Consider the following 12,969-nt stretch of genomic DNA (forward strand, 5'->3'; position numbering starts at 1 on the left):
CTCCGGTGGCGCCGGCCGAGCGAAGCGGCGAACCGGTCTGCCCCGACCGGTGATCGTTCTGGGCGTCGTGAGCCTGTTCAACGACCTGGCGAGCGAGATGGTCGTGCCGTTGATCCCGCTGCTGCTCGCGACCGTGCTCGCGGCCGGCCCGGCGGCGCTCGGGTTGATCGAAGGCACGGCCGACACCGTGTCGAACCTGCTCAAGCTATGGTCCGGCCGGCGATCGGACCTCGAAGGACAGCGCCGAAAGCCGTTCGTGGTGTTCGGCTACGCGTTGTCCAACGTCGCGCGGCCGCTCGTCGCCATCTCCGGAAGCTGGGTGACCGTGCTCGCCATCCGCGTGACCGACCGCGTCGGCAAGGGCCTGCGCTCCGCGCCGCGCGATGCCCTGCTCGCCGATGCGATCCAGGACGGCGCGGCCGGACGGGCCTACGGCTTTACGCGCGCGCTCGACCACGCCGGCGCGGTGCTCGGCGCGCTCGCGGCGGCCGCCGTGGTCCACTTCGGCACGGAGCGCCTCGACGTCGTCATCGCCGCTTCGGCGATACCCGGCACGCTCGCCGTCTTCCTGGTGGGGCTCGGTGTCCGGGAGTCGGCACCGCGCGGGCTGCGGTCGGAAAATCTTCCGCCGCTGCGCTGGTCCGCCCTGCGCAGCCCGATCCGGCGCTACCTCGTCGTGCTCGGGCTTTTCGCGCTCGGCCGCATCCCGGAAACGTTTCTGCTGCTGCGCGGCCACGAGATCGGCCTCGGGGTGGTCGAGCTGCTGCTGCTGTGGGCCGCCCTGCACGCCGCCAAGGCCGCGCTCTCGGAGTACGCCGGCCGGCTCGCGGACCGCCACGGCCGGCGTCCCTTGATCGTCGGCGGCTGGACCGTTTACGCGGTCGCAATCGGCGCGCTCGCCTTCGCGGAGACACGCGAGGCGTTGTGGATAGGAGCGCTGGTGCTCGGCGTCTACTTCGGCGCCTCGGAGGGCGCCGAGCGCGCGCTCGTACGCGACCTCGCGGATGCCACCGAGCGCGGGACCGCGTTCGGCTGGTATCACATGCTCATCGGACTGGCGGCGATCCCGGCCGGGGTCACGCTCGGCGGCGTCTGGACGCTCTACGGCGTGACGCCGGCGTTCCTCGTCTCGGCGGCGCTCGCGGCCGTAGCCGCCGCCGGGTTCTGGCGCTTCGTTCGCCCCTGCCCTTCCATGGGGTGAGGATCGGGCGAAAGATGGAACTTTTGCGCCGCGCCCCGGTACTCCATAAGAAGGACGGGCAACAGGCTCAATGAAGGAATGCTCATGAAGAGGGGTCATGGACGCTAACCCGTTGCGGGCGCTGCACGAGCTCGGCCAGAGCGTCTGGCTCGACGACATCCGCCGCGCCTGGCTGGACGACGGTACCCTCGCGCGCCTGATCGCGGACGACGGCGTGGCCGGCGTCACGTCGAACCCGGCGATCTTCGAGAAGGCGATCAGCGGCGGCGGCGAGTACGACGGCGCGATCGCGGAGCTGACGCGCCTCGGCAAGACGCCCGGTACCGTGTACGAGACGCTGGCGATCGACGACGTGCGCCGCGCCGCCGATCTGCTGCGACCCGCCTGGGACGCCACGAACGGCGCAGACGGCTTCGTGAGCCTCGAGGTGTCGCCGCACTTCGCCGATTATGCGGACGCGACCGTGCGCGAAGCGAAGCGGCTCTGGGCGGCGTTCGACCGCCCGAATGCCATGATCAAGGTGCCGGGCACGCACGCCGGCCTGACCGCCGTCCGTGCCCTGCTGCGCGATGGCGTGAACGTCAACGTGACGCTGCTGTTCGGGCTCAGCCGCTACCGCGAGGTGGCGGAGTCGTTCCTTGCCGGTCTCGAGGCGCGCCTGGCCGACGGCCGCCCGGTGGATCGCGTCGCCTCCGTAGCGAGCTTTTTCCTCAGCCGCATCGACACGCTCGTCGACAGGAAGCTCGACGAAATAGGGACGGCCCCGGCGCGCGCGCTGCGGGGCCGGGCGGCGATCGCGAGCGCACGGCTCGCGTACCGGCACTACCGGGGCTGGACGGCCGGCGAGCGCTGGCGGCGCCTGGCCGCGGCAGGCGCGCGGGCGCAGCGGCTGCTCTGGGCCTCGACCTCTACCAAGGACCCGGCCTACGCGGACACCAAGTACGTCGAGGCGCTGATCGGTCCGGAGACGATCAACACGATGCCGCTCGGTACGCTGACGGCGTACCGGGACCACGGGCGCCCGGCACCGCGCCTGGAGGAAGACCTCCAGGGGGCGCTCGACCTGCCCGATGACCTGGCCGGGCTCGGCATCAATCTCGATCGCACCGCCGAGCAGCTCGAGCGCGACGGCGTACAGAAGTTCATCGAGCCGTTCGATGCGCTGCACGCGGCGCTCGCCCGCCGCCAGCGGGAACTCCGGTCGTAATTGGATTCGAAGATCGACCGCCCGGGACCGCTGCGCGGTGGGCCGTTCCCCATGCCGCCTGCGCACTCCGAACGCTACGATCCTCCGGCGTCCGCAGACGGCTTGCGCGCGCCGCTCGCGTAGAGCCGGCACGCGGTGCGCCACCGCGCCAGGCAGCGGCGCAGACCCGGAAGGCGCTCCACCTTGTGCGGATTGATCGGCTCGCAGAGGACCTCCGGCCACAACTTCTCGATGATGCGCCGGAAGAGCGTGTAACCGGGCGCCCGCCGGTGGCGGTCGTGCACGGCGAGCAGGTTGGCGAGCACGTCACGGCAGTTGTAGGCGGCGATGATGTCGCGCCACGCCGTGTCGAACTCGAGCTGTGTCATCGCCAGCCAGTTGCCGTGCTCCTGCTCCCACTCGTAGAGCTCGATGGCCGACGTGCCGTGGAGCGGGCCCAGACCGTTCAGCCAGGCACGATTGGCCTCGATGACGAAGTCGTTGCCGCCGTATCCCTTCACGTAAGCGAGGTACCCGGGGCTCAACGGTTGCCGCGGCCGTATGAATTCCAGGTACGGGCTGCGGCCGATTTCGGCGCCGCTCCCCGTGACCGCCACCCGGCGCAGCGCGAAGTGCGCGTAGATGGCCTCCGCGTCCGCGCCGTAGTGGTCGTGCGCGAGGAAGACGTGCCGCTTGAAGAAGCTGCTGAACTCGGCGGACATGGACGCGGCGGCGCGGATGGTTTCGTGCTCGAGCCCGAGCCGCGCGAGCAGTCGCGGCGGGATCGAGAGGTCGGCGCTGTCGTCCGCCATCCGCCCCTGGCGCACCGTGAAGTAGACCGCGCGATGCCTGATGTCGCGCGAGGCGGCCAGCACGAGGCGGCTGTCGAGACCGGCGGTGACGGGAATCGCGAGCTCGAAGCGCTCCGCCGCCGCCAGAAGCAGACCGCGCAGCGTGGCCGCGACCCGCTCCGCCCCTTCCTCGACGCCGAGCCGCGGCAACGGCCGCTTCGGCCAGTAACGCTCCGCGCGGCCGCTCTCGAGATCCAGACAGTGGTTGGGCAGCAGATGGCGGACCTCGCGGTACGGCGTCGTATCCCCGGGCCACCAGAACTCCTGCTGCCGGCGGAACGCGTACGAGTCCATGAATCGCGCGGCCGCCTCGGAAACGCGAAAGTCGAGCAGGTCCGCGAGCAGCTTCGGCTGCGAGGCCGCCCAGCACGCGCCGCTGCGCGCGTCGATCGTGTAGAAGAGCTGACGCAGCCCGATGGCGTCGTTCAGCACGATCCGGCGTTTCCGATCGGAGGCGATCAGGGCCCAACGTCCGCCGAGCCCGGCGGTACGCGCGACGATGTCCTCGACGCGCGCGCACCCGTCGGCGAGGGAACGAAGGATCTCGACGTCCGTTCTGCCGGGAAACACCGGATCGAGCATGAAGCCCGCGAGCGTCAGCGCGACACCCGCCCCGCTCACCCGGGTCACGCCCAGATCGGGATGGAACGTGAGCCGGACACCGCCCTCGAGCACCATGGTGGGCCATCCCGCGACGTCGACGGGAGGGCCCAGAATGAACTGCCCGCGATGAAGAAGAGAGTCGAAGTTTCGATGCGACGTGTCGAACCGGACGCTATAGTTATCCGCCATCAATCGGCTCATGGCCGACCCCCGTATGCATTGTTGTTGTCTCCCGCATGACAAGACTGTCGCCTGCCGGCGTCAATGCGGATTTACGCGGGGATCGGTATGCCGCGCACGGACCGCGGCTGATGCCCGACGCTGTGCCGCCGGGAACGAGGCGGATTTGCGGCTATGATTAGTCCCTCTTGCCTGCGGAAAGAACGATGACTCTCGCGCGTCTCCGGCTCAACAAGAATGAAGATCGGCGCATAAGGGCCGGCCACGTCTGGGTTTTCAGCAACGAGGTGAACACGAGCGTCACCCCGCTGGCCCAGTTCGAGCCCGGTCAGCCCGTCCTGATCGAAGACGCGAATGGCCATGCGCTCGGCGCGGGGTACGTGAACCCGCACGCCCTGATCTGCGCGCGCCTGGTGTCGCGGCACTCGGACCACCTGCTCGATCAGTCGCTCATCACGCACCGCCTCAACGTCGCGCTGAGCCTGCGCGAGCGCCTTTACGAGGCGCCTTATTACCGCCTCGTCTTCGGCGACAGCGACGGCCTTCCGGGGCTCGTCGTCGATCGCTACGGCGAACTGGTCGTCGCGCAGATCACGACCGCGGGCATGGAGCGACTGAAGCCGGAGATCGCCGCGGCGCTCCAGAAGGTCGTCCACCCGAGCGCCCTGCTGTTCCGCAACGACAGCGCCTCGCGCGAGCTGGAAGGGTTGCCGCGGTACGTGGAGACCGCCTTCGGCGAGGTGCCCGAGAGCGTGATGCTCGAAGAACACGGCGTCCGGTTCGCCGTCTCGCCCCAGACCGGCCAGAAGACCGGCTGGTTCTACGATCAGCGGCCGAACCGCATGCGGCTTCGACACTATGTCAAGGAACTGAAGGTTCTCGATGTCTTCAGCTACCTGGGCGCGTGGGGCATCCAGGCGGCCGCGGCCGGCGCCGAGTCGGTACTGTGCATCGAAAGCTCCCAGCGCGCCGCCGAGGCGATACGCGCGAACGCCGAGCTCAACGGCGTGGGCGCGCGCGTGTCGACGCTGCGCGCGGACGCGTTCGAGGCGCTGCGCGACCTGCGCTCCGCGCGCGAGCGTTTCGACGTCGTGGTCCTCGATCCGCCGGCGTTTATCAAGCGCAAGAAAGACGTCCGAGAGGGCACGCAGGCATACCAGCGCGTGAACCAGATGGCGATGCAGGTGCTCGCGAAAGACGGCGTGCTGGTGTCGTGCTCCTGTTCCTATCACATGCAGCGCGACGCCCTCGTGAGCGTGCTGCTGCGCACCGGCCACCACCTGGACCGTTTCCTGGAGATCGTCGAGGAAGGGCACCAGGGGCCGGACCACCCGGTGCACCCGGCTATTCCCGAGACCTCGTACCTGAAGTGCTTCTTCGCCCGCGTGCTGCCCGGCTGACGCCCGGCGCCGCCTCTTTCCTCTCGCGCGCGACGTTCAGCAACGCTTGCTTTCGCGACCAAAGCCCGCGTCGCTCTCGCGGCTGCTCGTTCGCTGCCCGCCACTGGTCCGTCGCGATACTCCGCGCGTCCACCGCGCCGCGCCTGGCCCGTCTGGTTCTTGATCCGGATCAATGCGAGGCCGAAGATGATCAAGAAAATGAAAAAACTCTCGCCGGCATCTCTTTGCAACGCATGGAGCGCGAGCAAATGCGAATTCTGATCGTGGATGACAACCGGGACATTGCGGAAAGTCTTTGTGTGCTGCTCGGGATGGAAGGTTACGATGCACGCGCCGCCTTCAGCGGCGAAAGCGCCCTGACGCAGGCGCGGGCATTCCAGCCGGACGTCGCGATCGTCGATCTGTTGCTTCCCGACATCGACGGGTTCGAGCTGGCCGGGCGGCTGAGGCAGGAGGCGGGTTGCAGGCACACCCGTCTCATCGCCTGCTCCGGTCACATCAGCCAGGCGACCGCCGGCCGCGCCTACGCCGCGGGAATGGATCCGTTCCTCATCAAGCCTTTCGACCCCGAGGTGTTGTTGCTGATCCTCGACCGCGTCAACGCACTGCTGGGCGCACCGCGCCGGGAATCGGCGCACCCTCTGGCCTCGCGGCCCTGAATCTTCCGCGCGGCCGGCGCCCCGCCGGGCATCGGGCGGTCAGCGTCCGCCGTCCAGCCTCCTGGTCATGCGCACGGTGCGCTCCGCGACGCCCAAGGCTACGTAGAACCCGAACTCCGGCTCGTTGCCCGCCAGCACGTCGAGCTTCGATTTTGGACGCGCCGGGCGCCCGCGCGCGGGCGCCCGGCTTCGTCGACCAGGCGCCTGCCCACGCCCCGGCGCCTGTGCGCGGGAACGACGTACAGCTCGGAGATGTACGCATGGCGCTCGTCGGGTTCGTCGGGCGGCATCGGTCCGAACAGGCAGAGGTAGCCGACGACCTCGTCCGCCCCGTCGACGGCCAGCAGAAGACGCCCACCCGTATCGCGGATTCCCGACAGCAGGTAGCGGAAGTACGCCTCGACGATGGATTCGGCCGGCGGCAAGGAGGGATCGTAGCGCCGCACCCCGGAATGCAACGCGGACACCAGCCCCTTGAGAACGGGCAGATCGGCCCGGGTGTTGAGGGACGAATCCGGATCATCTCGGTGTCTCCGCACGGGAACCGCGCAAGCAGGGAAACTACGGGGAAGCGCCCCGGTCATCTGAGATGATCACTCCGAGGAAGCCTCCATGCCACACCAGGAAGACACGCTGCGCAGCACGAAGTATTACGCGAAGAACGAGCGCGAGCAGATTCTCCAGCAGGGCGGGGACGAGCTGGTACCCGAATCGGAAGAGACACGGCCGCCGGAAAGCGCGGAAAACCAGCGCGTGAACCGGGAGAAGCTGGGTGTGAACGAGGAACACAAGACCGAAGAGATGCAGCGGCAGCGGCGGGGAACGTTCCCCTGAGCGTCCGCGCCCGCAAAAGCGGGCCCGGCGGTCAGAGCGCCTGCGGACCGGCCTGTTCCTCGGCGTCCTTCTTGAGCTCTGCGAGCTCTTCCTCGGAGAGGTGTTCCGCCGCCTCGTCGCGGATACGGGCGGCGGTCTCCGCTTCGTCTTCGACGAGGTTGTTGTGCGCCATGGTCGCCCAGCGGTAGGCGGCGGCGTAGTCCTGCTCCAGGCCCTTCCCTTGCAGGTACATCTCGGCGAGCGCGAGCTGCCCCTCGCCCTGATCCTGTTCCGCGGCGAGGCGGTACCACTTTGCCGCCTTCGTCGGATCGGGGGCGGTCCCGATGCCATCGCGGTACATCTTCGCGACCTCGAGCTGCGCCTCGGGGAGTCCCTTCTTGAACCGGGCGCGCCGGATGTCGGGCTTCGCGGCGCGAAGGAAGAAGTCGAGCGCTTTCGCGGGGTCCCGGGCCACGCCTTTGCCGTCGCGATAAAACTCGGCGAGCTGGCGCGCCGCGCGGAGGTCGCCGCGCCGCGCCTCCTTCTTCATGATCTCGATCGCGGCGGGGTAGTCTTCGGCCGCCAGCGCCTCGTCCGCGGACGAGTACTTCGCGTCCTGGCCCCAGGCCGCGTTCGAAAGAAACACCAGGAGTACGATCGCCGCTCTGTTCATTCCGGTTCCTCGCATCCCGAGTAGAGGCGCGCGCCAGACCCAAGTTCCGCCCCGGCCGGTCAGATCTTGGGCAGCGTGACGCCCTGCTGGCCCTGGTACTTCCCGCCGCGGTCCTTGTACGAGGTCTCGCACACTTCGTCGGCCTCGAGAAAGATCACCTGCGCCACCCCTTCGTTCGCGTAGATCCGCGCGGGGAGCGGCGTGGTGTTCGAGAACTCCAGGGTGACGTGCCCTTCCCACTCCGGTTCGAGCGGCGTCACGTTGACGATGATGCCGCAGCGCGCGTAGGTGCTCTTGCCCAGGCAGATGGTGAGCACGTTGCGCGGGATGCGGAAATACTCGACGGTTCGCGCGAGCGCGAAGGAGTTGGGCGGGATGATGCACACCTCGCCCTTGAAGTCGACGAAGCTGTTCGCCGCAAAATGCTTGGGATCGACGATCGCGGCGTTGATGTTGGTGAAGATCTTGAATTCGTCCGAGCAGCGGATGTCGTAGCCGTAGCTCGAGGTGCCGTAGGAGACGATCGGCCCGTTCCCGTTGCGCTTCACCTGCCCGGGCTCGAACGGCTCGATCATGCGGTGGGATTCCGCCATGCGGCGGATCCACTTGTCGGATTTGATGCTCATTCGGGCGCTGTACCGCCAAGGGACGCTGGAGACGCGGGGAATTCTACCAGAAAAGATGCGATTTCCCGGCCGTCCGGCGGAGGGGCGGACAGGGGGAGCCGGAAGCGGGGGACCGAGCGCCGCGCCGCTCGTCCGTGTCGCTGTCCGGGCCCGGGCGGTCCAACCCGCCCGCTCTCGCTAGGTGTTCTGGATGACGATGCTCGGGAACTTCGCCGCGTAGTCCTTCTTCTGCAGCGACAGCCTCGCGGCCACCCGGCGGGCGATCTCCCGGTAAAGCTGCGAGATGCGGCAGTCCGGGTCGGCCACGACGGTCGGCTTGCCGCTGTCGGTCTCCTCGCGGATGCGCCGGTCGAGCGGAAGGGCACCGAGAAAGTCGACGTCGTTCTCCTCGGCCATGCGCCGGCCGCCGCCTTCCGAGAAGATGTGGTCCTCGTGGCCGCACTTCGGGCAGATGTAGATGCTCATGTTCTCGACGATGCCGAGCACCGGGATCTCCACCTTCTCGAACATCTTGAGGCCCTTGCGGGCGTCGAGGAGCGCGATGTCCTGCGGCGTCGTCACGATCACCGCGCCGGTGACGGGGACTTTCTGTGCGAGCGTGAGCTGCGTGTCGCCGGTGCCGGGCGGCAGGTCGACGATGAGGTAGTCGAGGTCCTTCCAGTTGGTGTCGCGCAGCAGCTGCTCGAGCGCCTGGGTCACCATCGGGCCGCGCCAGATCATCGGTGTCTCCTCGTCGATGAGGAAGCCGATGGACATGGCCTGGAGGTGGTAGCTGTGGATCGGCTCGAGGCTCTTGCCGTCCTTCGACTCGGGTTTCATTTTCACGCCGAGCATGCGCGGCTGCGAGGGGCCGTAGATGTCCGCGTCGAGGATGCCGACGTTCGCGCCCTCGACCGAGAGCGCGAGCGCGAGGTTCACGGAAACCGTCGATTTGCCGACGCCGCCCTTGCCCGAGGCGACGGCGATGATGTTCTTGATACCGGGGATGGGCTTCACGCCCTTCTGGACGCTGTGCGAGACGATGCTCGCTGCGATGTTGATCGCGACGTCCTTGACCCCTTCGATCGCGGCAACCTTCTCCTTCAGCTTGGCCGCGAGCTCGTCCTTCCAGCCCTTGGCCGGGTAGCCCAGCTGGACGTCGACGGTCACCTTGCCGCCGTCCACGGTGATCTTCTTCACCGCCTTGGCCGTGACCAGGTCCTGTTCCAGGTACGGGTCGATGACCTGCTTGAGCGCGGTCTCGACCTGCAGCTGCGACAGCTCTGCCATCGAAAAACTCTCCGGAGATTTGCGTCTGAAGGGGGCGACATGCTACACCGGGGCCCCGAAAATGTCATGATTCCGAGGCGACTTCGCCGCTTCTTTCCCTTATGATCGCTAAGGATGAAGCGCCGCCCACGAAGGCGGCGCCCGCGTTTCGTCGATACCCGATCGCATGACCGCCGCCCGACGTCGAATTCTCGTCACCAGCGCCCTGCCCTACGCCAACGGGCCGATTCACCTGGGCCACCTGGTCGAGTACATCCAGACGGACATCTGGGTCCGCTTCCAGAAGATGCGCGGACACGAGTGCTGGTACGTCTGCGCGGACGACACCCACGGCACGCCGATCATGCTCCGCGCCGAGCAGGAGGGCGTGACGCCCGAGGAGCTGATCCGGCGCATGCACGCGGAGCACACCCGCGACTTCGCGGCGTTCCGGGTCGCCTTCGACAACTACTACTCCACGCACTCCGAGGAGAACCGCGTGCTCGCGGCCGACATCTACCGTCGGCTCCAGGAGGCGGGGCATATCGCCAAGCGCACGATCAAGCAGGCCTACGACCCGGTGAAGCAGATGTTCCTGCCCGATCGCTTCATCCGCGGCGAGTGCCCGCGCTGCGGCGCCAGGGACCAGTACGGGGACGCCTGCGAGGTGTGCGGCGCCACGTATGCGCCCACCGACCTCAAGAATCCCGTCTCGGCGCTGTCCGGCGCGACGCCGGTCGAGAAGGAGTCCGAGCACTACTTCTTCAGGCTCGGCGACTTCGAGGGGAGGCTCCGCGAGTGGCTGCACCCGGACATCACGGCCGTGCGGCACGTGCAGCCGGAGGTCGCGAACAAGCTCACCGAGTGGTTTGCCGCGGGGCTCAAGGACTGGGACATCTCGCGCGACGCGCCCTACTTCGGCTTCGAGATCCCCGGCGCGCCCGGGAAGTACTTCTACGTCTGGCTCGACGCGCCCATCGGCTACATGGCGAGCTTCCGGAACCTCGCTGACCGCGCCGGGCTCGACTTCGACGAATGGTGGCGGGCGGGAAGCCCGACGGAGCTCTATCACTTCATCGGCAAGGACATCCTCTATTTCCACGCGCTCTTCTGGCCGGCGATGCTCGAAGGCGCCGGTTACCGCAAGCCCACCGCGGTGTGGGCGCACGGGTTCCTCACGGTCGCCGGGCAGAAGATGTCGAAGTCGCGCGGCACGTTCATCAATGCGCGCACCTATCTCGAACACCTCGATCCGGAATACCTGCGCTACTACTTCGCGGCCAAGCTCAACGGCCACGTCGAGGACATCGACCTCAACTTCGACGACTTCATCGCGCGCATCAATAGCGACTTGATTGGCAAGTACGTAAACATTGCAAGTCGAGCTGCGGGCTTCATCACTAAATTTTTTCAGGGAAAGCTAATTGAGAGCTCTCGCCGTGATCAGTACATACAAGACTCACAAGTAAGTACTGATTTAGGGCTAGCAATCAGGTTGCTCGGTTCAGAGGATTTTATTGCCGAAGCCTACGAAGAGCGGGAATACCATAAGGTGGTGCGAGAGGTCATGCGGTTGGCTGACCTAGTGAATCAGTTTTTCGACAAGAATAAGCCTTGGGAGCTAGCGAAAAACACGAACCAAAGACTTCGACTGCACCAAGTCTGCAGTGAATCGATCAATGCCTTTCGCATTCTAACGATCTACCTAAAGCCGATTCTCCCATCTCTAGCGGAGAAAGTAAGAAAGTTTCTCAATCTCGATGAATCTCTACGTTGGGAGGATCTCCAGTATTACTACGAGATGAAGATCAACACTTATGAGCACCTAGCAACTCGCGTGGAGATGAAATCAATCGAAGCGATGCTGGAACAATCTAAAGAGAGCCTGAGCATGAAGACGACGACCCCGGAGACGCCCGCCGCGGGCGCCGCGATCGAGCCGATCAAGCCCGAGATCACGATCGACGAGTTCGGAAAGCTCGACCTGCGGATCGCGAGGATCGTGAAGGCGGCCCACGTCGAGGGCGCGGACAAGCTGCTGCAGCTCACCGTCGACATCGGCGAGGGCCGCACGCGCAACGTCTTCGCCGGCATCCGCTCCGCCTACGAGCCCTCCGCGCTCGAGGGCCGGCTGACCGTGGTCGTCGCGAACCTGGCGCCCCGCAAGATGAAGTTCGGCGTCTCCGAAGGCATGGTCCTGGCCGCCGGGCCGGGCGGCCAGGAGCTGTGGATCCTCTCCCCGGACAGCGGCGCGCAACCCGGAATGCGCGTGAAGTAATCGCCCGCCGCCCTGGCGCGGACCGGTCAAGGGCCCGATAAACGTAAGCTTCCCCGCTTCGTAGACAAGCGGCAAGTAGAACTTTCTGGCAATCTTAACCTGTCAGGGGGTTCGAACAATGAAGAAATCGCGGTTCACGGAGAGCCAGATCGTGGCGATCCTCAGGGAGGCGGAGTCGGGCGTGCCGGTGAACGAGATCTGGCGAAGACACGGCATCAGCTCGGCGACGTACTACAAGTGGAAGGCCAAGTACGGGGGCCTCGACGTCGCGGAGCTCAAGCGCATGAAGGAGCTCGAGACGGAGAACGCCCGGTTGAAGCGCATGTTCGCCGAGCTCTCACTCGAGAACCACGCGCTTAAGGATCTCATCCAAAAAAAGCACTGAGCCCCGCCGAGCGCCGCGAATCGGCGGCCTACCTGGTGGGACAACACGGGTTAGCGGTGCGACGGGCCTGTACGGCGGTCGGGCTCTCCCGCGCCGCCTATTACCGGGTCCCCGTACCCGCCGCCGAGCGCGACCGCGAGGTCATCACGGCACTGAGCGGTGTGGTCGAACGGCATCACCGCTGGGGGTTCTGGATGTGTTTTGACCATCTGAAGCGGGTGCAGAATCATCCCTGGAACCACAAACGGGTGTGGCGAATCTACTGCGCCCTCAAGCTCAACCTTCCCCGGCGTACCAAGAAGCGGCTTCCCAAACGCGATTCCTTGCCGCTTCAGGCGCCATCGGCCATCAACACCGTCTGGGCGCTCGACTTCATGAGCGATGCCCTTTACCGCGGGCGGACCTTCCGCCTGCTCAACATCCTGGACGAAGGCGCCCGCGAGGCTCTGGCGATCGAGGTGGACACCAACCTCCCGGCCGAGCGGGTTATCCGCGTGCTCGAACAGCTCAAGGCCTGGCGCGGCCTCCCGAAGCGCCTGCGGCTCGACAACGGGCCAGAGTTCACCGCGCAGCGCCTCGTTAAGTGGTGCGCCGACCACGGCATCGAGCTCGCCTACATCGCGCCGGGCAAGCCGAACCAGAACGCCTTCGTCGAACGCTTCAACCGCAGCCTGCGTCACGAGCTGCTCGATGCCTACCTGTTCGAGGATCTCGACCAGGTGCGGGAGATGGTGTGGTGGTGGCTGTGCAGTTACAACGCGGAGCGACCGCACCGGTCGTTGAACCGCATACCGCCGATGATGTACCGGCAACAGGTGTTGGAACGGCGAAGTTCTACTTCTGGAGTGTCTGCTTGACGGGGAAGC

The 12,969-nt window shown here is 66.6% G+C and carries 12 protein-coding genes; 7 read left to right on the forward strand and 5 right to left on the reverse strand.

Features of this window, described 5'->3' with window-relative positions; all coding sequences use genetic code 11:
• Positions 1-49 precede the first annotated feature (49 nt).
• Together SVA_RS13475 and tal are read left to right on the forward strand one after the other, a co-directional pair.
• Entirely contained in the window at positions 50-1,201 is a 1,152-nt protein-coding gene (locus tag SVA_RS13475) for an MFS transporter (protein WP_197703203.1), read from the forward strand.
• Positions 1,202-1,298: 97 nt separating this feature from the next.
• A complete protein-coding gene (gene tal, locus SVA_RS13480) occupies positions 1,299-2,408 on the forward strand; it encodes a transaldolase (RefSeq protein WP_096461711.1) in 1,110 nt (369 codons plus the stop codon).
• A gap of 74 nt (positions 2,409-2,482) precedes the next feature.
• Here the strand turns inward: tal and SVA_RS13485 are convergent, their stop codons facing one another.
• Positions 2,483-4,030, reverse strand: coding sequence for an asparagine synthetase B family protein (locus SVA_RS13485; protein WP_096461712.1), 1,548 nt, complete (start codon positions 4,028-4,030; stop codon positions 2,483-2,485).
• 197 nt (positions 4,031-4,227) lie between these two features.
• On the opposite strand from SVA_RS13485, the gene SVA_RS13490 reads away from it, so the two are divergent.
• Positions 4,228-5,421, forward strand: coding sequence for a class I SAM-dependent rRNA methyltransferase (locus tag SVA_RS13490; RefSeq protein WP_096461713.1), 1,194 nt, complete (start codon positions 4,228-4,230; stop codon positions 5,419-5,421).
• A complete protein-coding gene (locus SVA_RS19505) occupies positions 5,391-6,080 on the forward strand; it encodes a response regulator (RefSeq protein ID WP_148665481.1) in 690 nt (229 codons plus the stop codon). The genes SVA_RS13490 and SVA_RS19505 overlap by 31 nt, the downstream gene beginning before the upstream one ends.
• Positions 6,081-6,178: 98 nt before the next feature.
• On the opposite strand, the gene SVA_RS13500 is transcribed toward SVA_RS19505, so the two are convergent.
• A complete protein-coding gene (locus SVA_RS13500; RefSeq protein ID WP_169924099.1) occupies positions 6,179-6,619 on the reverse strand; it encodes a GNAT family N-acetyltransferase in 441 nt (146 codons plus the stop codon).
• Positions 6,620-6,692: 73 nt separating this feature from the next.
• Between SVA_RS13500 and SVA_RS13505 the strand changes: the two genes are divergently transcribed.
• Positions 6,693-6,914: a hypothetical protein gene (locus tag SVA_RS13505; RefSeq protein ID WP_096461716.1), complete on the forward strand. Its 222-nt coding sequence runs from the start codon at positions 6,693-6,695 to the stop codon at positions 6,912-6,914.
• A 31-nt stretch (positions 6,915-6,945) separates the two neighbouring features.
• On the opposite strand, the gene SVA_RS13510 is transcribed toward SVA_RS13505, so the two are convergent.
• From SVA_RS13510 to apbC, 3 genes are all read right to left on the reverse strand, one after another.
• Positions 6,946-7,566 (reverse strand): tetratricopeptide repeat protein, encoded by a 621-nt coding sequence (locus tag SVA_RS13510; RefSeq protein WP_169924100.1) that lies wholly within the window; start codon positions 7,564-7,566, stop codon positions 6,946-6,948.
• Positions 7,567-7,625: 59 nt separating this feature from the next.
• Entirely contained in the window at positions 7,626-8,192 is a 567-nt protein-coding gene (gene dcd, locus SVA_RS13515) for a dCTP deaminase (RefSeq protein ID WP_096461718.1), read from the reverse strand.
• Positions 8,193-8,369: 177 nt separating this feature from the next.
• On the reverse strand, positions 8,370-9,461 hold the full coding sequence (apbC, locus tag SVA_RS13520; protein WP_096461719.1) for an iron-sulfur cluster carrier protein ApbC: 1,092 nt from the start codon (positions 9,459-9,461) through the stop codon (positions 8,370-8,372).
• A gap of 166 nt (positions 9,462-9,627) precedes the next feature.
• Between apbC and metG the strand changes: the two genes are divergently transcribed.
• Together metG and SVA_RS13530 are read left to right on the forward strand one after the other, a co-directional pair.
• Positions 9,628-11,718 (forward strand): methionine--tRNA ligase, encoded by a 2,091-nt coding sequence (gene metG, locus SVA_RS13525; RefSeq protein ID WP_096461720.1) that lies wholly within the window; start codon positions 9,628-9,630, stop codon positions 11,716-11,718.
• A gap of 118 nt (positions 11,719-11,836) precedes the next feature.
• Positions 11,837-12,960 (forward strand): IS3 family transposase gene (locus tag SVA_RS13530; protein WP_096461721.1). Its coding sequence is split into 2 segments (ribosomal slippage): positions 11,837-12,089 and positions 12,089-12,960, totalling 1,125 coding nucleotides; the frame shifts between segments, so codons are not numbered across the junction.
• Positions 12,961-12,969 lie beyond the last annotated feature (9 nt).

Origin of the sequence: Sulfurifustis variabilis (assembly GCF_002355415.1) — a bacterium.
Lineage (GTDB): Bacteria > Pseudomonadota > Gammaproteobacteria > Acidiferrobacterales > Sulfurifustaceae > Sulfurifustis > Sulfurifustis variabilis.

What these genes read in the sequence shown, in the direction of transcription:
- tal (WP_096461711.1), top strand. Translation starts at nt 1,299, where the DNA reads ATGGACGCTAACCCGTTGCGGGCGCTGCACGAGCTCGGCCAGAGCGTC.
- SVA_RS13485 (WP_096461712.1), bottom strand. Translation starts at nt 4,030, where the DNA reads ATGGCGGATAACTATAGCGTCCGGTTCGACACGTCGCATCGAAACTTC.
- SVA_RS13490 (WP_096461713.1), top strand. Translation starts at nt 4,228, where the DNA reads ATGACTCTCGCGCGTCTCCGGCTCAACAAGAATGAAGATCGGCGCATA.
- SVA_RS13505 (WP_096461716.1), top strand. Translation starts at nt 6,693, where the DNA reads ATGCCACACCAGGAAGACACGCTGCGCAGCACGAAGTATTACGCGAAG.
- SVA_RS13510 (WP_169924100.1), bottom strand. Translation starts at nt 7,566, where the DNA reads ATGAACAGAGCGGCGATCGTACTCCTGGTGTTTCTTTCGAACGCGGCC.
- dcd (WP_096461718.1), bottom strand. Translation starts at nt 8,192, where the DNA reads ATGAGCATCAAATCCGACAAGTGGATCCGCCGCATGGCGGAATCCCAC.
- apbC (WP_096461719.1), bottom strand. Translation starts at nt 9,461, where the DNA reads ATGGCAGAGCTGTCGCAGCTGCAGGTCGAGACCGCGCTCAAGCAGGTC.
- metG (WP_096461720.1), top strand. Translation starts at nt 9,628, where the DNA reads ATGACCGCCGCCCGACGTCGAATTCTCGTCACCAGCGCCCTGCCCTAC.